Here is a 19,314-nt window from a genome sequence, read left to right as displayed (position 1 = left end):
CCGATGTGGCCGTGGAACGAGAACGGCAAGAGTAACAGCCAGAGCTTGGCTGATCGTCACTTATGGCCAAGGAAGCCACTTGGGATCGGCCGGCCGAATCGGCCGCCGCGTTCGGGCTCACTCGTTCGTGATCGCCAAAATGGCCCCGCTCGACGTCAGCCGCCATCCACCAGGGAATACCCGGACAGCATCCCCGGTCTGGATCGGCGTGGGAGATGCCACGCTCGATCCGGAGGCGAAAATGACACGCAAACGCGATGAGACCGGCCCAGACAAGGATGGCGTCGACCGCCGCGGCTTCCTGGAATGCATGACATGGGCAGGAAGCGGGGTGCTGTGGACGGTTGCGGGCGGGGCTCCGCTTGGGGTGGGGCTCATCCATGCCCTGGCTGAACAGCCGGCCCTGTCCCCCTTCAGCTTTCTGCAGATCAGCGACAGCCATGTGGGGTTCGACAAGCCGGCCAACCCCAACGCGCTCGCGACCCTGCGCGAGGCGGTCGAGCGCATCAAGGCGCTGCCCGTCCCGCCCTCCTTCATGATCCACACCGGCGACATCAGTCACCTCTCCAAGGACAAGGAATTCGACGATGCGGAGCAGCTCATCCGCGACGCCGGCGTTCCCGTCTTCTACGTGCCGGGTGAGCACGACCTGCTCGACGAAGGGCAGGGAAGGGCCTACCTCAACCGCTTCGGCCGCGGCTCCCGCGGGGCCGGCTGGTACAGCTTCGACAGCAACGGCGTTCACTTCGTCGGCCTGGTCAACGTCGTCAACCTGCGGGCTGGCGGCCTAGGCAACCTCGGATCCGACCAGCTCGATTGGCTGCGGAAGGACGTCGCGGGCCTCGCCTCCAGCACGCCTATCGTCGTCTTCGCCCACATCCCTTTGTGGTCGATCTACCCGGAATGGGGTTGGGGCACCGCCGATGCGGCCCAGGCGCTGGGCCATCTTGCCCGCTTCGGCTCGGTGACCGTGCTCAACGGCCACATTCACCAGGTCATGCAGAAGGTGGAGGGCCGCGTGGCCTTCCACACGGCGCGCTCGACGGCGTTTCCCCAGCCCGCTCCGGGCGCGGCCTCTTCCCCCGGGCCCCTGAAGGTGCCGGCCGGCGAGCTGCGCCGCTATCTCGGGGTCGCCTCGATCGACTTCGTCCAGGGAAGCGAGGCTCTCGCCATCATCGATCGCCCCCTGTCGGGCTGAATCTGCGCATGGCCCGTGGAAGCGTCGGTCCCTGCGTCTGCGGCTTCCGCCAACAAGGAAACCTCGTCATGGTTGGTTGTCTCGCCGTCTCGCGACGGCTGCGATTCGCGCGCCGCCTGGCCCTGCTCGGACTGGCCTTCGCCGCATTCTGGCCCGCGCTCGCCAGCGCCCAGCAGGCGCACGCCGTTCCACTGCCCCGGGAAGTGATCGTCACAATCGACAACTTCTCGTTCAACCCACCTGAACTCACCGTCCCGCCGGGCACGGTCGTGACCTGGGTGAACCGCGACGACATTCCCCACACCGTCGTCGCCGCCGGGAAGAGCTTCCGGTCCAGGGCCCTGGACACGGACGACCGGTTCTCGATCACCTTCGCGTCGGTCGGTGACTTCGTCTATTTCTGCTCGCTTCACCCGCACATGACCGGCACAGTGAAGGTCCGCGGCGCGGCGGAGGCCCCAGCGGCGGCATCCCGCGCGACGGGGCCGGCGCCATGAGCTACGACCCGACGGACTTTCAGCTGGGCTGGAATCATGTCGCGGCGGGCGGTGTCGTGTGGCTCGTCCTTCTGGCCGGGATCGCGGCGCTCGGCCCGGCTCTCGAGCCGTCGCACGCTCCGCCCGGGGGCGCCGACGCCGCCACCCAAGAGGCGGACACGGCCTGCTGGGTGAGCGAGGTCGGAAAGGCGTTGCGCCTCTCCCAGGGGAGGGCCTCATGACGATTCGAACGCCGGCGCTGGGCGTCGCTCTGGCCGTGGACTGGCCAAGGCGGGGCCTGTTCAGCCTGACCCGGGCATGGAGCTGGATCGCTCGCCAAAGCCCCCCCACCCCGCCCTTGGCCGAGATGGCCTCCTGGGAATTCGGCCGCAAGGGTCGGGCGTCCGCACCCGTACAGGCGGACGGGAAGGCCGCCCTGTCCCGTTTCGAGGACCTGGTGCTGCCACACCTCGACGCCGCCTATACCCTCGCCGTCTATCTCTGCCGCGACAGGGACGCTGCGGAAGACGTAGTCCAAGACGCCTGCCTGAGGGCCTTCCGCGGCTTCGACGGCTTCCGGGGTGACAATGCAAGGGCGTGGCTGCTGGCCATCGTGCGCAACTGTCATCTCTCCTGGCGCGAGGAGCTTCGCCGTAGATCGTCCGTCGTCGACGGGAGCGCCGCCTCCAAGTGTCGGAGCGGCGACGGCGCGAGCGCCGGAGGGACCGAGGCCCCGGCCGGCGAGGACGATCCCGAGGCGGTGCTTGTCCGCCGCGACGAGGCCGAGCGCGTGCGCGCCGTTTTGGCGGAGTTGCCCGAGCCGGCACGTGAAATTCTCGTCTTGCGGGAGATCGAGGACCTGCCTTACCGCGACATCGCGCAAGTGCTCGACCTGCCGCTCGGCACAGTCATGTCGCGCCTGGCGCGGGCGAGAAAGGCCTTCGCCTTGCGGTGGCGCGTCAGGCGTCCGGACGGAGAGCGGGCATGAGCGGCGAAGCTGGACGCGAACCCCGCTGCAGCGGTTGGGAAACCTTGCTGAACCTCTACGTGGACGGCGAACTGGACGCCGCCCACGCGCTCCAATTCGAGGCCCATCTGGCGGAATGCGCAAGCTGCGCGCGTCAGGTTGAACGGCTGCGCTCCGTGCGGCTCGCGTTGGCGGAGCCCGGGCTTCGGCTCGCGGCGCCGGACAGCCTCCGGCTGCGCGTCGGGAACGCTCTCGCAGCCGAGAGCGGCAATGCGACGGCGCCGCGGGCGCGGGCGTCGGCCCCTTCCGAGAGACTGGCGGCCCTTGGCCGGATCGGCCGCTGGAGCCTCGCCCCGTCGCTCGCTGCTGTCGCTTTGGCGGCGGCGCTGGTCGTTGTGACGCCGCCGAGAAAGGCGGAAGACCTCCAGGCGGAGCTCGTGGGCAGCCATGTGCGCTCGCTTCTCGCCAGCCATCTGACGGACGTCACCACGTCGGACCAGCATCAGGTGAAGCCTTGGTTCAACGGCAAGGTCGACTTCTCGCCCCCGGTCGCCGACATGGCCGCCCGAGGATTCCCGCTGGTCGGGGCGCGGCTCGACTACATCGACCGCAAGGTCGTGGGCGCGCTCGTCTATAAGCGCAACCAGCACGTGATCAATCTTTTCGTCTGGCCGGCGACCCAGGAGGTCGCGCGAGCCTCGGCGAGCGAAGGGTATAACATCCTGGGCTGGACCCAGGCTGGGCTGCAATTTTGGGCCGTTTCCGACCTCAATCCGGTCGAGCTGAAGCAATTCCGCGAGGACATCTCGAGACAAATTCCGCGATGATCCCAGCCCGCGGTGGTCGAGCCGCTTCCGAGCGGATGCTTGCGAACTCCGCCGGCCGGCGACCTTGATCTCGTGGGGCCCGAGTGGCCGCACCCGACCTCAGCCGGATCTTTGGAAGCGCAGACTGGCCGATGAAATCATAAGCCAGCACACCGGCGGGACACGATTTCAGGGTGAGAGCGGATTATTTCGGGGAAGCGCTCCAACCGATACAACCGATATTGGTGTTGCCTTGCGCAACGCGGATCTTGCGCAAGGCATCGGGCTCGGCGAACTCCAGGCGCGCGCGGGGGTGGCTAAATCGAGGATCTCGGCCTCACACGTACGGCCTTAGAGAAGCGAGTAGACGCTCAGCTGCATGCACGCTGCGCCTCGTCGACGCTGGAGCTCACGCTCTTGAAGGCGATTGCTTCGACCTCGATAAGCCATTCGGGCTTCACAAGGCCCGGGACGGTAACCAATGTCGACGCCGGACGCGCGCCGTCCAAGAAGGGCGCGCGGATTCGGCCGAGCTCCACTGCGTCCTCTGCGCGCGTCAAAAAAGTGGTGACCTTCACGAGGTCGTGCGAGCACATGCCCGCGGCCTTGAGTATCGCGACCAGGTTTCGCCAGCATTGTTCCGCTTGGGCTGAGAAACTCTCCAGCGATCTCCCCGACTGATCGACACCGACCTGACCTGATATGTAGAGCGTCTCGCCAGGCCCGTGCGTCACCACGCCGTGGCTATATGCTCCTGCAGGGGCATGAACCCCGTCCGGAATAATCGAAGTTCTGCTCATTCCTGCCTCCGCCTCCCTGTCACGCTCTCCAAAGGCCTCGACGTAGCTCTACGACCGCCAGGACGGCGAAGAACCGCCCAACCTCGCGATAATAGAATGCGAGATGATGCGATGTTCGGGAATTTTGTCGTTCGGTGCTTTCCTCATTGCTTGCGCATCGGGTGCTCTCGGACGGGTGCGGGAAATGCGTACGCCAGTCGGCTCTCGACGAACCCAAACTCTCAATCGTTCGGCCACCTGCCTATTGGGGCAGCTTGACCGGCATGCAGACCAGAACGGGGAACGAGCAACAAACCCACCTGGGCGCGCTTGGCGGCCTCGACACGCTGGTCAACAACGCCGGCATCGCGGACCCAACCGGCACGGTCGACGAGATCAACCCGAAGATTGGGAACGCTGCCTCGCGGTCTGCCTCACGGGCCAGTTCAACTGCGCCCGGCTCGCGGCGCCTCATCTGCGCCAGAGCCGGAATGGCTCGATCGTGAACCTGTCCTCGCTGGCCCGGCGCCTGGGCTTCGCCATGCGAGCGCCCTATGCGGCGGCGAAATGGGGCGTGATCGGCTTCACCAAGTCCCTGGCGATCGAGCTCGGCGGCGACGGGGTAAGGGTCAACGCCATTCTCCCCGGCCTCGTGGCGGGCGATCGCCAGCGCCGCGTCCTCGAAGCCAAGGCGCAGCAACGCGGCCTTGAGTTCGCCGAAATGGAGGCGATCGCGTTCTCGTANCGGCTTCACCAAGTCCCTGGCGATCGAGCTCGGCGGCGACGGGGTAAGGGTCAACGCCATTCTCCCCGGCCTCGTGGCGGGCGATCGCCAGCGCCGCGTCCTCGAAGCCAAGGCGCAGCAACGCGGCCTTGAGTTCGCCGAAATGGAGGCGATCGCGTTCTCGTACACCTCCATCAAGGAATACGTGACGCCGCCGCAGCTCGCCGACCAGATCGTGTTCCTGGCCAGCCCGCGATGCCGGACCATCTCCGGCCAGGCGATCTCCATTTGCGGGGACACGCAGATGCTCGCCTGATCGGGGGCCTGCACTGGTACCTCCTGGCTCTTCAGATACGGCTGCCCTTGGCCACAGACCGCGCACATTCTCGATATTCACCTGGGCGGCTGCCTCGGACCGAAGCGCGGCCCCGATGCAGGTGCTCCGAGGCGACAACCGCGACTGGGTCGACGTCGCGGCCGAGATCACCGTCAGCCCGGAAGCACCTTACCGGGAACTCTCCCGGCGGCGCCGGACGGGGCCGCGTTGACGGACGCAGCTCTGGATGACGACCAGCTCCCGGCCGGAACCCGCGATCGTCCGCCCCCGTTTCGAACAGGCCCCTCTTTCAAATGAGATATCGGGAGCAGCGTGAATGTCCTATGCCCGCTTCGCGGCCATGGTCGTGACCTCGACCATCGTGATGTTCGGCCTCATGTATCTGAACACGTACGCGCTGGACCACGTGTTCTTCAGCCAGACCCGCGCCTGGATGGCCCTGCTCATGGGTGCCGTCATGGCCATGATCATGCTCGGCTTTATGTGGGGCATGTACAAGAACCGCGCGGTGAACGTCGGGATTCTGGTGGCCGGGGCGGTGGTGTTCCTCGGATCGCTGTGGCTCATCAGGAGCCAGGCTACCGTCGGCGACGTCTCCTACATGAAGGCGATGATCCCGCACCACTCCATTGCCATCATGACCAGCGAGCGGGCCCACATCAAAGATCCTCGGGTCCGCAAGCTGGCCGACGGCATCATCGAGGCGCAGGTCCGCGAAATCGGCGAGATGAAGCAGCTGATCGGGGACCTGGAACGCACGCCGCCCTCTCCGGGATCCCCTGACCTCCCCGCGCGGAGCGCGGATCAGTAACCCGGGGCCACTGCCGCGGAGCGTCACTATAAAGAAAATCTCCATTGCCGCTCAAAAGCGACGTGGGCAAAGGCCGCTTGGGGTCAGGAGCTCGCCTGCAGCTTTAGAGCATACATGAAGGGACTTTGGCGCCAGGCGCGCCCGGCTACTCCGCCTTGATTCCCGTCTCCCGGATCAGCTGGCCAAACCTCACCATGTCAGATTCGATCGCCGCTCGCATCTGCTCGGGCGAGCTCGCCACGACTTCTAGGCCCGCCTTTCGGAGGCGCTCGACAGTGTCGTGGTGTGCGAGGGCGGTTCGCAGGGCCGTGGCGACGCGGGTGATGATCTCCGGCGGGGTCTTTGCGGGCGCCGCCATGGCGAAGGACGCCGCAACGAGGAGGTCAGTCGGCTGCTTCAGCTCGGCGAAGGTTGGCACGTTGGGGAGCAGATCGATCCGCCGATCGGCGCCAACAGCTAGCGCCAGGATCGTGCCGTCTGCGATGAAGCCCATGGCAGCCGGCGGGGTCGAGATCGAAAGGGCCACCTCGCCCGTCGCGACCGCCTGCACGGCGGGCGCCGAGCCGCGGTACGGCACGTGCAGCAGCTTGATGCCGAAATGGCGCGCCATCGTCTCGATGTTGAGATGCGCCATGCTGCCGTGACCGAAGCTCGAATAGGCGAGCGAGGTCTGCCTAGCCTTGTCCACGAGCTGGTCCAAAGACTTCGCTCCGACGCTCGGGTGAACGATGAGGACGTAAGGCGCGCCCGTGGCAATGCCGACAGGCGAAAAATCCTGCCGTGCGTCGTAGGGAGGCTTGGCCTGCAGGATGGGATTGACCCCGTAGACCTCGCGTGGCGCGAAGAGGAGGGTGTAGCCGTCGGGCGTCGCCTGTACTACCTGCGTCGCCCCCAGGATGCCATTGGCGCCGGCCTTGTTCTCGATGACGAGTGACTGGCCGAGCAGCTCGCGCAGCCGGGGCTCGACGATTCTCATCGAGGCGTCCACGGCGCCTCCGGCGGGGAATGGCACCACGACTTTGACGGTCTGCTGCGGGTACCCGCTGCTCTGCGCGAGTACGCGGTCTAGGGAACAGCCGAGGGCGGCGAAGCTCGATGCGGCCGCGAGGAAGGTGCGCCGGTTCATGGGGTGGCCTCCGGGTAAAAGACGTGGGCAAGCCAAACAGGGGGCAGTCGTCGCGCGCCCTCAGGCGGAGGCGCGTTGGCGCCATCGATCCCAGCTCCTGTCGACCGCGATCGGGGTGAGGTTGAAGTCGCCAGCGAGCTCCGCCTCCCTCCGCGTGAGCGGCCGAAGAGGGCCGAGCTGGCGGGCTTGCATCTGCATGGCGGCGTTGTGGGCGCCGTAGAGGGTGCGGAAGACGCATTCGCGCACGGACCGCCCGACGACTGTCGCCCCGTGGTTGCGGATGAGCAGGGTCCAGTGCGGCCCCAGCGCGCTGGCCATAGATAGGCCCTGCGCCTCCGTGCGGATGAGCAGGTCGGTGTCGCCGAATTCTTCCCGGCTATCCCAAAAGGGCACCGTGGTTCCCATTGTCGCGCCGAGATGCACGACTGGAACGAGCGGCTCGCCCGTTATGCAGAACGGCAGCACCGCCGGCGCATGGTGGTGGCACACGGCATTGACGTCTGGCCGGAGCCGGTAGACGGCCGCATGCAGTATCCGCTCCGCGAACAGCCGCCGCTGCTCTCCCGTGTGCGGAGCGCCGGCCAGGTCAAGCTCCACGATGTCCTCGCCGGACACGAGCTCCGCGGCCCGCACCGTCGTGATCAGGAAGGCGTCGGGGTTCCCGGGATGCCTGACGCTGAGGTGGCCGAACCCGTCGAGAATGTTCTCGGCGGCTAGGATGTGGTTGGCGGCGACCAGATCGTCTAGGGCTCGGGCGACGGCATCTTTCACGGTCCACTCCTCGTCTCGCGATCACACTCTGCCCAGGGTCGGGCGTTGCGGTCCAACAGGTTCGCGCGAGGGCAGCCTGCGGTTTTTCCGCTGGCGGGCCGGCGGCGGGTCAAAGCGGATGTGCGAGCTGACCCAGGACTTCGAGGAGGCCTGAGAGCGCGGCGCGCACGGAGACGGCGAGCGGTCGATGGCAGCGCGGGTTCGGGCGTTGCGCCGACCAGGCCAGGTAGAGCGTGCGCCTGACCGACGGCATGACGATGGGGCGGGCTTCGAGCATCCCGGCCGCGACTTCCTCGGAAACTGCGGCCATCGGCAGAACACAGCTGGCCGTGCCCCGGATCGCCAGCGTCTTCATGGCTGAGATCGAGCGCACCTCCTGCGACACCTTCAGCTCGGCGCCGATCTCCCTCGCCGCCGCAGCCACCGCCAGGCGGAGTGTGTCGGGCTCCTCCGGCATGGCGAGCGTGTGCCGCAGCGCGTCGTCAAGGGATATCGCGTCGCCGGTCTCGACGCCGGGCCGGGAGACGAAAACCAGGTCCTCCCGAAGAAAGGCGGTGCGCTCGATACGGGCATCGTCCGGCAGATCGTAGCAAAGCACCACGTCCAAGGCCCCCGAGAGGAGGTCGGGCAGCAGAATGTGGCTCATGGCCTCGACCAGCGCCAGCGACACCTGCGGGCATTCCCGTGCAACGCGCTCGAGCAAATCGGCGCCGATGATCAGCATCAATGCCGGCGTGATGCCGAAGCGCACGCGTTCCTCGCGGGTCGCCGCGAGCGCCACGGCGTCCCTGCGGGCTTCCTCAATCGACCTGAGGATCACGAGCCCGCGCGCGTCCAGGAGCCTGCCGGCCTCGGTTGGCTCAATGCCTCGGGAGTGACACCGCAGCAGCGCGATTCCGAGATCATCCTCCAGCTGGCGAATCTGAGCGCTGAGCGCCGTCTGCGCGACGTTCAGCGCTGCCGCGGCCCGCGTCATGTTGCCGGCGTCGATGATCCCGATGAGATATCTCAACCGCCGGAGGTTCATGTTCGTGCGACCAGGCTGATGATGCTAGCCAGTTGCGGCCCGCTTGGCCACATGTCCGGTATGCTTGAACGGAACTGAATCCTTCGCTTGCCGAAAACGGACGCCCGGCGGGCTGCTTTGAGTCGATTGCGTTGAAAAAGTCGCCATGGCTGCGGGTGTGAAGTCCTGATTCAGTTGTCCTCGGGCGGGGGGACAACGCGATGACGGGCGAACGGATGGTGGCTCAGGAAGCTCTGTTCTACGAGTTCAGCCTCGAGCGTCACGTTTCGGCCGATCACCTCGTCCGCGGGATCGACCGGTACGTGGATCTCTCCGGCGTTCGCTCCCACCTGCGGCCCGTCTACAGCGAGATGGGCCGGCCCTCGATCGACCCTGAGCTGATGATCCGGATGCTGCTGGTGGGCTATTGCTTCGGCATCCGCTCGGAGCGCCGGCTATGCGAGGAAGTCCACCTCAACCCGGCCTATCGCTGGTTCTGCGGCCTGGGGGTGGAAGGCTCTGTGCCGGACCACTCGGCCTTTTCCAAGAACCGGCATGGCCGCTTCCGCGACAGCGACCTGCTCCGCGAACTCTTCGAGGCTACCGTCCGGCGGTGCATGGACGAGCGCCTCGTCGGCGGGGAAGGCTTAGCCGTCGACGCCAGCCTGATCTAGGCGGACGCGAACAGGCAGCGCTCCGCCGAGGGACGGGGCCCTGAAGGGGCACGCCTTCGATGTGGAAGCCAGCCGCGCGATCCGGCAAGCCGAGGTCGGCGCCCCACGTACGATGATCGAGCGCACCCAGGACCGCTTCGACCTCTGGCCGGCCCGCCTTGCCGCAGACGCCTACGGGTCGGCCGATAACCTCGCCTGGCTGGTCCACGAGCGCGGGATCGAGCCCCACATCCCGGTGTTCGATAAGTCAGAGCGCCAGGACGGCACCTTCAGCCGGTCCGAGTTCGCCTACGACCACGACCAGGACGCCTATGGCTGCCCCGCCGGCAAGCTGTTGCGGCAGCGACAGAGAACCTATCGGACCCCCGGTCCGCTGGCCGACGAGGACGGCATGATGCGTTACCGCGCCAGCAAGCACGACTGCGACGCCTGCCCCATGAAGCGTCGGTGCTGCCCCAACACGCCGGCCCGCAAGATCCCACGCTCAATCCACGAAGGAGCTCGCGACATGGCGCGGGCCATCGCCGCCACCGACGAATACTCCACTTCGCGCCGGCAGCGGAAGAAAGTGGAGATGCTGTTCGCGCACCTGAAGCGCATTCTGAGGCTCGACAGATTGCGGCTCCGCGGCCCCTATGGAGTCCGAGACGAGTTGCACCGCGCAGCCGCCGCACAGAACCTAAGGAGGCTGGCCAAGCTCCTGCCCGACGGGCCGCAGGTGATGCCAGCCTGAGGAGAGAGACGCTCCTCGCCTTGCCTCGCCCGCGTCTTTGCTCCGACCACGAGGCGAGGTTTTCAACGACATCGACCCAATGCAGACGTTCAGCCCGTACCCCATAAGGGATCGCACTGGTAGGCTTTTGCCAGTGGGCGAGCATAGAGCTGATAGGCCCAAGGCATTGGATATGGGGTCGACCGCGGCTCACGCTGACATGAGCAGTTCAGGAGGCGCGCATGTCGGCTATTCAAAAGGTACTCATCCTCGGCGGAGGGTTCGCAGGTCTTGAGGTTGCCCGTGGGTTGGCGGGAGCTCCAGTCGAGATCACGGTGATCGACCGTCAGAACTATCACCTGTTCCAGCCGCTCCTGTACCAGGTCGCGACCGCTGGCCTGTCGCCGGCGGACATCGCTTCGCCGATCAGGAGCGTCTTGTCAGGGCAGCAGAATGTCTCGGTGCTCCTGGCGCGCGTGGCGAACGTGGACCTGGCCCGAAAGTTGGTCACAACGGACCAGGGCGAGGCGCCATTCGATACGCTCGTCGTCGCAACGGGCGCGCGACATGCATATTTCGGCCATGACGAATGGGAGCCCTTCGCGCCAGGGCTGAAGAAGATCGACGACGCCACTGACATCCGCCGGCGAATTCTGCTGGCATTCGAGCGAGCGGAAAGCGAACCGGACCTTGTCGTTCAGACCGAGCTTCTGACCTTTGTAGTCGTGGGAGCGGGGCCAACCGGGGTCGAGATGGCCGGAGCCATCGCCGAGTTGTCCCGCCGTTCCCTGTCGCGCGATTTCAAGCGGATCGATCCCCGGATGGCTCGGATCGTGCTCGTCGAGGCCGGCCCCCGAGTGCTGCCGAGCTTCGACCCTGCGCTCTCCGCCAAGGCGGAGCGAGCCCTCACGGACATCGGCGTGGAAGTCCGCACGGGGACAGCCGTTACGGCGTGCGATCGGCGCGGCGTGGCGTTCGGGGCCGAGCGGCTGCCCAGCAGGACGGTCGTCTGGGCGGCGGGCGTGCGCGCCTCGCCGGCAGCGAAGTGGCTGGACGCGGAGGCCGACCCGTCCGGACGCGTCATCGTCGGCCCGGATCTTCGACTGCCCGGCCGCGACGATGTCTTCGTCATCGGCGACACGGCCCATGTCGCGGGACCAGACGGTCGTCCGTACCCTGGCGTCGCGCCCGTGGCCAAGCAGCAAGGCCGACAAGTGGCCCACCAGATCCGGTACGGCCTGTCGCGTCCCTTCCGCTATCGGGACTTCGGCTCCATGGCGACCATCGGGCGCAAGCGAGCGGTGGCCCAACTCGGGCCGCTGCGGCTGTCCGGCTTTCCGGCGTGGCTGCTCTGGTCGGTTGCGCACGTGTACTTCCTGATTGGTTTCCGAAACCGGCTCGTCGTGGCGCTGACCTGGGCATGGGCCTACATCACGTGGCAGCGCGGAACGCGGCTGATCACGGGAGGCTCCCGACCGGCGTCGGAGCGCGACCTATCGACTGCCCAAGGCGTCCGTCGCGGCAGGGCGGCTTGACTGGTCAGGCCGCGTCCGGCTCCAAACCCGGCTCGGACCGTCGGGCCTGCCCCGGCCACCGCGCCCGCATTGCCTCGCGGACGAAGGCTCCCACAGCCGGCGAGTGGGGCCGGCCCCGCACCGTGACGAGGTTCACCTCCCGCCAGAACTCAGGGTCGATCAGCGGGCGGGCCACGACCCCCGGATGCGTGACGCAGGATTCGGGCATGAAGCCAAAGCCCAGGCCGGCGGCCACCATCGCGAGGACCCAGTCATCGCGCTCGCTGCGGTAGACCAGGCTGCAGGTCGCGCCGTGATCTTTCCAGATCGGCCCGGCGATGCCCGTGAACTCGCAGTTGGCGCGGTTCACGTAGCGCTCGCCATCCAGATCCTGCGCCCGCACCACGTTGTGGCCGGCGAACCGATGGGTCGGAGCCACGACGATCATCATCTGCTCGCGGAAAAGCGCCATCCGGTGCAGCCTGTCGTCGTCGCCGACCTGGGGCCGGCAATAAATCGCCACCTCCAGGTCGCCCTGCACCAGGCGCTCCTCGAGCTGAGGCGCGGCGGCGTCGACGATATGTAACTCCACGCCCGGATGGCGAACCTGCACCGCCGTCAGCAGGTCGACCAGCTGGTAGGGGGCGATCGTGCACATGATGCCGATGCGCAGCGTCGTCCGCTTCAGCTTGCTGAAATCGAGGGCCTCGCGCTTGGCCTGCTGGGCGCGCTCATACACCTCCTCCAGGTGGGGCCGCACCATGCGGCCGAGTTCGGACAGGTGCGTGTTGGCCCGTTCGCGATGGAACAGCGGCCCCCCGAGCTCGTCTTCCAGCAGCTTTACCGCCCGGGTCAGGGAGGGCTGGGCCACATGGCAGCGCTCCGCGGCGCGTGTGAAGTTCAGGTCCTCGCAAAGGGCGAGGAAGTAGCGGATCTGATGCATCTCCATAGCGGGCCCCTATAGAAACGGCAGGCAGACGGCATTTCAGATCATCACTCCCGCGGCGCACCGTCGTCGACTGGAAAGCCCCCTCTGGCGGGGGCTTGGCGGTCACAAGGGAGCGATCCATGACATTTCAAGTATCACCTGACCAAGTCCGGACCGAGAAGCCCCTGGCAGGGCGCGTCGCGCTGGTGACGGGCTCGACCAGCGGCATTGGCCTCGCTGTCGCGCGCGCCCTCGCGGGCGCGGGCTCCGCCCTCGTTCTCAACGGACTGGGCCGGCCAGAGGAGGGCAGCTCGCTCGCCCTCTCGTTCGATGACCAGTTTGGCATCGAAGCCGTCTACTCGCCAGCCGACATGGCGGACCCGACCGCGATCGCCGCGATGATGCAGCTAGCTTCAGCCCGTTTCGGCCGCCTGGACATCCTGGTCAATAACGCCGGGATCCAGCATGTCAGCCCGCTTGAAAGCTTCCCGCCAGCTCAGTGGGACGCGATCCTGGCGGTTGACCTGACTTCCGCCTTCCACACGACTCGTTTGGCGCTTCCCGGCATGCGCGAACGGGGGTGGGGCCGCATCATCAATGTCGCATCGGCCCATGCGCTCGTGGCCTCTCCGTTCAAGGCCGCCTATGTGGCCGCCAAGCACGGCCTCCTCGGCCTCACAAAGGTGACGGCGCTCGAGGCGGCGGAGACCGGGATCACCTGCAACGCGATCTGCCCCGGCTATGTCTGGACTCCCCTTGTGGAGGCTCAGATCGCGGACCAGGCCAGGGCGCATTCCATACCGCGCGAGGCGGTGATCCGGGACGTGCTTCTCGCCAATCAGCCCAACAAACGGTTCGCTCAGGTGGATGAGATCGGCGCTTTGGCCGCCTTCTTGGCGGGCGACGCAGGCGCCTCCATCACCGGCGCGGCATTGCCGGTGGACGGAGGCTGGACAGCTCACTGACGGGGTAGCCGGGCGCCTCCGGCCTCGCCGCAGCGCCCGAACACACAGGAGAGGGACATGGACGCCTTGCTTACGCGAGCGGCTGCGAACCACGGCGCCGCTCCGATACGCAATTCAGGGAACGATCGCTCTGAGCCGCCGCCACCAGGCGACGGATCGCGCCGACGCCATCCCTGCGGGCAGATCGTGCTCGTCTTCCAGGGAGGCGGCGCCCTCGGAGCCTACCAGGTCGGCGTCTACGAGGCGCTGCACGAGTCTGGCCTGGAGCCGGACTGGGTGATCGGCACCTCGATCGGCGCCATCAACGCAAGCATCGTGGCCGGAAACGCCCCCGAGAACCGAATGGAGAAGCTGCGGGAGTTCTGGGCCCGGGTGGAGCATGGCCCACTTGCGCGCGCCTTCGCCAGCCTTCCCCTGGTCGGGCCGATCACGGCCTCCCTGGCCACCATGCTGCAGGGCATTCCGGCCTTCTTCGCGCCGAACCTTGCGGCTTTCGGGAGCGCGCATGTGCGGCTCGGGGCCGAGCGCGCGGGCTACTACAGCACCGCTCCGCTCGCAGCGACCCTGAAGGACCTTGTCGACTTCCGGCGCATCAACGGCGACGGACCCCGGCTCACCGTCGGCGCGGCGAGCGTGCGCACCAGCGAGATGCGCTATTTCGACAGCCGCGACATGGCGCTCGACCTCCGCCACGTGCTCGCGTCAGGGGCCCTGCCACCAGCCTTCCCCGCCGTCCGCATTGACGGCGAGCTCTATTGGGACGGCGGCATTCTTTCCAATACGCCGGTGGAGGCTGTGTTCGACGACATTCCTCGCCGCAACTCCCTGGTGTTCGCCGTCCATATCTGGAACCCGAGCGGGCCGGAGCCGGAGACGATCTGGGAGGTGATGAACCGGCAGAAGGACATCCAGTATTCCAGCCGGGCCGCAACCCACATCCAGCGCCAGAAGCAGATGCACCGCCTCCGGCACATTATCGCGGAACTCGCGCGGCGGCTGCCGACGCGCGAGCGGGCGGACCCTGAAGTCGAGGAGCTGGCGGCCTATGGATGCCTCACGCGCATGCATGTGGTCCGCCTGCTGGCCCCGTCCCTCGAAGGGGAGGACCACACCAAGGACATCGATTTCAGCCCGGCCGGGATCCAGGCCCGTTGGCGGGCCGGCTACGAGGATACGATCCGTGTGCTGGAGCAGGCGCCCTGGGACGGCGCCTTTGATCCCATCGAGGGCTTCATCCTACATGAGGCTCGGCCTGGCGTGGTGATGACGGCCGGATGATGCGATCCGGATCGTCAAGGATAGGCCGCCGACATCGGGTCGGCGGCCTTTTGCAATTCGGCTTCAGGGATGCGCGCGAAGGCCGGCCCGTGAGGACCGGCCGCAGGCTTTCCGGCGAGCCATTATGGCGCCGTCTTGTCGGGCGTCGTGAAGAGCGCCGCGATGCGCCAACCCTCCGGGCGGTGAACGCAAAGCACGTTCACCAGGAACCGGAGCGCATCCGGTCCAGGCGCGCTGCTCCCAATGCGCAGAACGAGCGGCAGCGCCAGAAAGGCCGACCCCGGCCCGATCTCAACGACCCTGGCGCGCTCCAGCGCGGGCTCGACCCGCCAGATCTCCGATTGCTGGAACAGCGCCATGCGCGCCAAAGTGGCGTCGGGGCCCCAGACCGGAATGCCATCCGAGACCCAGAGGAAGTCTGGCGAGTCCAGCAGCAGTTCGCGGACTCGCGCAAGGTCGCGGGCGTTCTGGGCGGCCGCGAAAGCCTCGTAGGTGGCCAGGACCTCCCCGGGGACGCCAGCCGACGCGGACGTCGCGATCAGGCTCGTGGACAGGAGAGCGGCGACGATCATGCTTCTCATGGCGAGGTCCTCCTAGGCGCGGAGCTGTTCGGAAACGAGGCGGCGGCCCAGCAGGGCGGCCGCGGCAAGAGCGCCGCCGATGCCGACCACGCAGGCGGGCCACCCATAGGCGTCGAACACGCGCCCCAGGATCGCCGCGCCGGCAAGGCCGCCCGCAAAATACGAGGCGAGGTAGAACCCGCTCGCGACGGCGCGGTCGCTTCCGGCCGAGCGCCCGACAAAGCCCGTCGCGGCCGCCTGGGCGAAAAAGGTCCCAACTCCCACCAGGGCAAGGCCGGCGAGCACGATGGCCACCGATGATGCGAGCAGCAGCGGGAGCCCGAGAGCCGCAACCGCAAGCGAGCTCATGATGACCGGCCGAGAGCCGAACCGGCTCACGGCGGCGCCGGCGACTGGGGTCGTAGCGATGGACGGCGCGAACACGAGGTATGCGAAGCCGAGCGCCACCGGGCTGAGGCCCAGTGGCGGCGCGACCAGCACGAAGTTGGCGTAGGTGAAGGTCGCAATGAAGGCGAACAGGATGCAGAAGCCGACCCCGAAGGCCGCCCTCAACTCTGCGCGGCGCCACGGGTCAGTCCAACGCGGCCTGGCGGGCGCCGTGGAACGGGACGGTGGGTACATCGAGAGCGTGGCGGCGGCGAGGGCTGCGCCCGCCAGGTTGAGCCCGGCGAAGACCAGGAAGTTCGGGGCCAGGCCATACTGGTCCGCCACCGTGGCCGACAGGAGGCGGCCGAACAGGTTGCTGGCCACGTTGCCGGTGATATAGGCCGCGAAGGCCCCGGCAGCGGCGCCCGTGCGGCAACGCTCGCCCAAATAGGCGAGGGTGAGCGTGAAGGCGGTCGCCATACAGAGGCCCTGCGCCACGCGCAGGCCCGTGAACACGGCCAGGCTCGGCGCGAACGCGAGCAGCGCGGTGGGACAGGCGAGCAGCGCGAGGCTGCCGACGATCCCCGTTCGTCGGTCCACCCCTGACCCGAACAAGGCTACGGCCAGCGCGGCGACCGCCATTCCAAGTGTGCTGGCGTTCACGGCGACGCCCATGGCGGCCGGCGTCGCCCCATAGGCGCGCGTCAGCGCGGGCAGGATGGCTTGTGCGGCGAACAGGTCGACGAGCGTCAGAAACGCCATGACGGCGACGACGGCCGTCGTCGCCGCCCCGGACAGCTGGGCGAGGGTGACGCGTGATAGCGAGGACGCAACGGTGTGCGACATCGGTTCCTCCTCCGTAAGCAAGACGGCGGCTCACATGTTGTGGTCCTGCGGATCGTGCAGGATGTCGGCGGAGAGCAGGGTGACGGTTTTCGAACCCGTGTTTTTCCACCAGTGGGCGGTTGTGTGGGTTTCCCGCGCGACGTCGCCGGCCTTGTGCAGGATCGGAACCGCGCAGGTGCTGGCGTATTCGGTGATCTCGCCTTCGACGATGTAGATGATCGCGGGGCGGTCGCCGTGGCTGTGCCAGGGCACCACGCCGCCTGGCTTAATGACGAGCTTCCGGAGCCGGAACTGGTGGTCCTTTGCGCCGATCATCTCGTCCGCCAGGTTCGTCGACGCGATGACGGTGTCAGTAACGTCCTTGGCGGCCGTGGTGACAAGCTTGGCGAGGTTCTCTCCGCGTTTGTCGGCCGGGCACTCGCCGGCTTGGGCGACGCTCGAAAAGCCCAGCGCGAAGACGATGGAGCCGACGGTGGCGATCATGCGCGTCATGGTCATGGCTTTCTCCCGTGGGTGGCGCCCTCCGATGGCGGCGCTCTCGACGGGAGAAAGGATCGACGCCGGCCGGCGCCTCCGGAAATGCCGATTGGCTGAGATGACGATAGCGAGTGGCTATCCGGGGCCCATAGCCGCAGGCTCTGGAGTCCATGGCGGCTCGGCATTGGGCGCCGCCCTCGCGGGGTGGTCTCCTTGAGAAGGCCGGCGGATCGCTCGCCGGGCTGGCTCACGGGAGACAGACCATGACCTTGGACACCACGATGCGGCCGGGCGCCCTCTCGGTCATCCCCAACCGTCGCACGCTCTTCTGGCTCTTCGTCGGAGGGTTTCTCGGCCTGATGGCCTGGGAAATCTGGGCGAGGCTGATCACCTCCTGGATCCTCGGGGGACCGCTCGAGCCGGCGGAACTGGTCATTTCCCTTGTCCGGACCTGGACGGGCTACGAACTCGCTCGCCTCCCGGCGGAGGCGGCCCACTACGCCATCGGGATCTTCGGCTACCCGATCCTCTATTTCATCGTCTCGCGCTCGCTGAGGAACTGGGCCCTGGCGCTCGACATCGGCGTCTGGTCCATCTTCACCGTTTTCCTGGCGGCGCTGTCCTTGGCAGGCCAGCTCACGGGTGGCATCGCGCTGTTCTGGGCAATCGTCACCGGCGTCACGGCCACGCGCTTCCTTAACCCAAACAGCCTGGTTGCGGATTGCCTGAGCTGGGGCTCCTTCACCTGGTTCAACGCGCTCGGGATCATGGCGCCGCTGGCGGGCCTGCCTTTCCTGCTGGTCGCCTGGGGCGGCGGGCTCTCCTTCATGAGCTACGTGGGGCACGTCATCTTCGGGTTCATCGCCGCGCTCGTCTTCGAGCTGAAGGCTGGCCAACAGCGCTGATCCGGTCCGGGTCGGCCGCGGCCGGCCAATCCGGCTTTTCTCCTCAGTGCGCTTCGGCGCCCTTGCCCCGGGCCGGGAGGCCCTCCATCCAATGAAATGCGTCTACGATCCAGTCCGCCTCGATCTCGTGCTCGCCGGAGTGCAGGCACAACGTCAACTCACGCCCGCTGGCGCAGTGGTTCGAGGACCACGTCCGGCAAGCGAGGCGTCCTTGCGTCGTCTCTTGATCCGGCTCCGTCCGGCAGCCGTCGATGCGGCGCCATGTGGCGAGTCCGTGCAGGACGTCGCCCTGCCGCAGGGCGCCCCGGCGCAACGCGCGCCCTGCCATGGGCACCGTTCTGTCCGCCGTTCCGTGGACGTGCCGCAGCGACACCGGCCCCCCCGGGCATGTCTCGGGTTCAGGCGCCCAGAAGGCCCCGGCGACGGGGGCAAACGCGGCGAAGCGCTGCGGCGCGAGGCAGGCAAGGTACCAGGCCATCGAGCCGCCGACGGAGAAGCCGCTCGCCAGGATTCGGCTCCTGTCCACCGGCCAGCGACGCTCCACGTCGTCCAGCACGTGGCCTATGAAGACGATGTCGTCTCGCCCGGCGAAGGCCTTGGACGGAAACGACCAGGAGCGCGCGGCGCCGGTTTCGGCCCGCCCCTCGGGGGCGACAAGCAGCGCACCGACATCGCTCGCAGCTCGGCTCATCGCGTCGTCCGCCATGACGTCCTCGGCCGAACCCGAATAGCCGTGGAAGAACAGGATCACCGGCAGGGGCGTGCGGCCGTCCCACCCCGGCGGCGGCCGGGCGAAGTATTCGCCGTCCGCCACGGCGCAGGAGCTCTTTGCTCCGCACGCTCGGGCGGAGCTGGGCGCGGCGGCGAGGCAGGCCAGAAGCAGCACGCAAGCCGCCATGCGCATGGCCGTGTCTCCTCAATGTTGACGCAGCCTAGCATCGTCGGGGGATCCGGGCGGGGCCGCAGCCCATGCTCACGCGATCGTGTGACGCCCTCGCGGGATTATCGCTGGCGCGGCCGAACAGGCGCGCGTCCCATCAGCGCCCGGAGCGGGCGCGGCGTCGCCG

At 67.5% G+C, this 19,314-nt stretch carries 20 protein-coding genes and 2 pseudogenes; 13 read left to right on the top strand and 9 right to left on the bottom strand.

The annotated features are described in order from the left end of the window. The first annotated feature begins 241 nt into the window (after nt 1-241). The 5 genes from SLNSH_RS04520 to SLNSH_RS04500 all read left to right on the top strand — a co-directional run bounded on the left by SLNSH_RS04520 (nt 242) and on the right by SLNSH_RS04500 (nt 3,468). Nucleotides 242-1,198: a metallophosphoesterase family protein gene (locus SLNSH_RS04520; protein WP_106335485.1), complete on the top strand. Its 957-nt coding sequence runs from the start codon at nt 242-244 to the stop codon at nt 1,196-1,198. A gap of 68 nt (nt 1,199-1,266) precedes the next feature. Beyond that, a complete protein-coding gene (locus tag SLNSH_RS04515; protein ID WP_106335484.1) occupies nt 1,267-1,695 on the top strand; it encodes a cupredoxin domain-containing protein in 429 nt (142 codons plus the stop codon). After that, nucleotides 1,692-1,916, top strand: a complete 225-nt coding sequence (locus tag SLNSH_RS04510) for a hypothetical protein (RefSeq protein ID WP_106335483.1) — start codon at nt 1,692-1,694, stop codon at nt 1,914-1,916. Before SLNSH_RS04515 ends, SLNSH_RS04510 begins: the two co-directional genes overlap by 4 nt. Continuing rightward, a complete protein-coding gene (locus SLNSH_RS04505) occupies nt 1,913-2,662 on the top strand; it encodes a sigma-70 family RNA polymerase sigma factor (protein ID WP_245422045.1) in 750 nt (249 codons plus the stop codon). The genes SLNSH_RS04510 and SLNSH_RS04505 overlap by 4 nt, the downstream gene beginning before the upstream one ends. Next, nucleotides 2,659-3,468, top strand: a complete 810-nt coding sequence (locus SLNSH_RS04500; protein WP_106335482.1) for an anti-sigma factor family protein — start codon at nt 2,659-2,661, stop codon at nt 3,466-3,468. Before SLNSH_RS04505 ends, SLNSH_RS04500 begins: the two co-directional genes overlap by 4 nt. A gap of 350 nt (nt 3,469-3,818) precedes the next feature. Here SLNSH_RS04500 and SLNSH_RS04495 read toward each other — a convergent pair whose 3' ends face one another. Then, nucleotides 3,819-4,247, bottom strand: coding sequence for a RidA family protein (locus tag SLNSH_RS04495; protein ID WP_106335481.1), 429 nt, complete (start codon nt 4,245-4,247; stop codon nt 3,819-3,821). Between the two features lie 308 nt (nt 4,248-4,555). Between SLNSH_RS04495 and SLNSH_RS04490 the strand changes: the two are divergent. From SLNSH_RS04490 to SLNSH_RS04480, 3 genes and pseudogenes are all read left to right on the top strand, one after another. Next, nucleotides 4,556-4,968 (top strand): annotated as a pseudogene (locus SLNSH_RS04490) (SDR family NAD(P)-dependent oxidoreductase); the annotation flags it as partial. Nucleotides 4,969-5,044: 76 nt separating this feature from the next. Beyond that, nucleotides 5,045-5,266, top strand: coding sequence for a hypothetical protein (locus tag SLNSH_RS04485; RefSeq protein ID WP_158266678.1), 222 nt, complete (start codon nt 5,045-5,047; stop codon nt 5,264-5,266). Nucleotides 5,267-5,603: 337 nt separating this feature from the next. Next, on the top strand, nt 5,604-6,098 hold the full coding sequence (locus SLNSH_RS04480; protein ID WP_106335479.1) for a DUF305 domain-containing protein: 495 nt from the start codon (nt 5,604-5,606) through the stop codon (nt 6,096-6,098). Between the two features lie 145 nt (nt 6,099-6,243). Here SLNSH_RS04480 and SLNSH_RS04475 read toward each other — a convergent pair whose 3' ends face one another. The 3 genes from SLNSH_RS04475 to SLNSH_RS04465 form a co-directional block, all read right to left on the bottom strand. After that, on the bottom strand, nt 6,244-7,224 hold the full coding sequence (locus tag SLNSH_RS04475; RefSeq protein ID WP_106335478.1) for a Bug family tripartite tricarboxylate transporter substrate binding protein: 981 nt from the start codon (nt 7,222-7,224) through the stop codon (nt 6,244-6,246). 60 nt (nt 7,225-7,284) lie between these two features. Next, nucleotides 7,285-7,995 (bottom strand): class II aldolase/adducin family protein, encoded by a 711-nt coding sequence (locus tag SLNSH_RS04470; RefSeq protein WP_106335477.1) that lies wholly within the window; start codon nt 7,993-7,995, stop codon nt 7,285-7,287. 109 nt (nt 7,996-8,104) lie between these two features. Next, nucleotides 8,105-9,022, bottom strand: coding sequence for a LysR family transcriptional regulator (locus SLNSH_RS04465; RefSeq protein ID WP_106335476.1), 918 nt, complete (start codon nt 9,020-9,022; stop codon nt 8,105-8,107). A gap of 200 nt (nt 9,023-9,222) precedes the next feature. Here SLNSH_RS04465 and SLNSH_RS04460 point away from each other — a divergent pair. After that, nucleotides 9,223-10,408: pseudogene (locus SLNSH_RS04460) on the top strand (transposase). A gap of 221 nt (nt 10,409-10,629) precedes the next feature. Then, nucleotides 10,630-11,922, top strand: a complete 1,293-nt coding sequence (locus SLNSH_RS04455) for an NAD(P)/FAD-dependent oxidoreductase (protein ID WP_106335475.1) — start codon at nt 10,630-10,632, stop codon at nt 11,920-11,922. Nucleotides 11,923-11,926: 4 nt separating this feature from the next. Here the strand turns inward: SLNSH_RS04455 and SLNSH_RS04450 are convergent, their stop codons facing one another. Next, nucleotides 11,927-12,850, bottom strand: a complete 924-nt coding sequence (locus SLNSH_RS04450) for a LysR family transcriptional regulator (protein ID WP_106335474.1) — start codon at nt 12,848-12,850, stop codon at nt 11,927-11,929. Nucleotides 12,851-12,969: 119 nt separating this feature from the next. Here SLNSH_RS04450 and SLNSH_RS04445 point away from each other — a divergent pair, with 119 nt between their 5' ends. Both SLNSH_RS04445 and SLNSH_RS04440 read left to right on the top strand, forming a co-directional pair. Further along, nucleotides 12,970-13,794 (top strand): 3-hydroxybutyrate dehydrogenase, encoded by an 825-nt coding sequence (locus tag SLNSH_RS04445; RefSeq protein ID WP_106335473.1) that lies wholly within the window; start codon nt 12,970-12,972, stop codon nt 13,792-13,794. A gap of 57 nt (nt 13,795-13,851) precedes the next feature. Then, the gene (locus SLNSH_RS04440; protein ID WP_106335472.1) at nt 13,852-15,072 is read left to right on the top strand and encodes a patatin-like phospholipase family protein; all 1,221 of its coding nucleotides are present in this window, start codon (nt 13,852-13,854) and stop codon (nt 15,070-15,072) included. 122 nt (nt 15,073-15,194) lie between these two features. Here the strand turns inward: SLNSH_RS04440 and SLNSH_RS04435 are convergent, their stop codons facing one another. From SLNSH_RS04435 to SLNSH_RS04425, 3 genes are read right to left on the bottom strand one after another with little or no spacing between them, the layout of a single operon-like run. Beyond that, the gene (locus tag SLNSH_RS04435; RefSeq protein WP_106335471.1) at nt 15,195-15,653 is read right to left on the bottom strand and encodes a nuclear transport factor 2 family protein; all 459 of its coding nucleotides are present in this window, start codon (nt 15,651-15,653) and stop codon (nt 15,195-15,197) included. A gap of 12 nt (nt 15,654-15,665) precedes the next feature. Continuing rightward, the gene (locus tag SLNSH_RS04430) at nt 15,666-16,865 is read right to left on the bottom strand and encodes an MFS transporter (protein ID WP_106335470.1); all 1,200 of its coding nucleotides are present in this window, start codon (nt 16,863-16,865) and stop codon (nt 15,666-15,668) included. A gap of 30 nt (nt 16,866-16,895) precedes the next feature. After that, the gene (locus SLNSH_RS04425) at nt 16,896-17,363 is read right to left on the bottom strand and encodes a cupin domain-containing protein (protein WP_106335469.1); all 468 of its coding nucleotides are present in this window, start codon (nt 17,361-17,363) and stop codon (nt 16,896-16,898) included. Nucleotides 17,364-17,605: 242 nt separating this feature from the next. Between SLNSH_RS04425 and SLNSH_RS04420 the strand changes: the two genes are divergently transcribed. Next, entirely contained in the window at nt 17,606-18,247 is a 642-nt protein-coding gene (locus tag SLNSH_RS04420; protein WP_106335468.1) for a hypothetical protein, read from the top strand. Between the two features lie 43 nt (nt 18,248-18,290). Here the strand turns inward: SLNSH_RS04420 and SLNSH_RS04415 are convergent, their stop codons facing one another. Next, nucleotides 18,291-19,151, bottom strand: a complete 861-nt coding sequence (locus SLNSH_RS04415) for a CE1 family esterase (RefSeq protein ID WP_106335467.1) — start codon at nt 19,149-19,151, stop codon at nt 18,291-18,293. Nucleotides 19,152-19,314: the final 163 nt, after the last annotated feature.

Source organism: Alsobacter soli, from assembly GCF_003004785.1.
Classification (GTDB): Bacteria; Pseudomonadota; Alphaproteobacteria; order Rhizobiales; family Beijerinckiaceae; genus Alsobacter; species Alsobacter soli.
The sequence above is the reverse complement of the archived record's forward strand: the minus strand, read 5'-3'. Positions and strand labels throughout refer to the sequence as shown.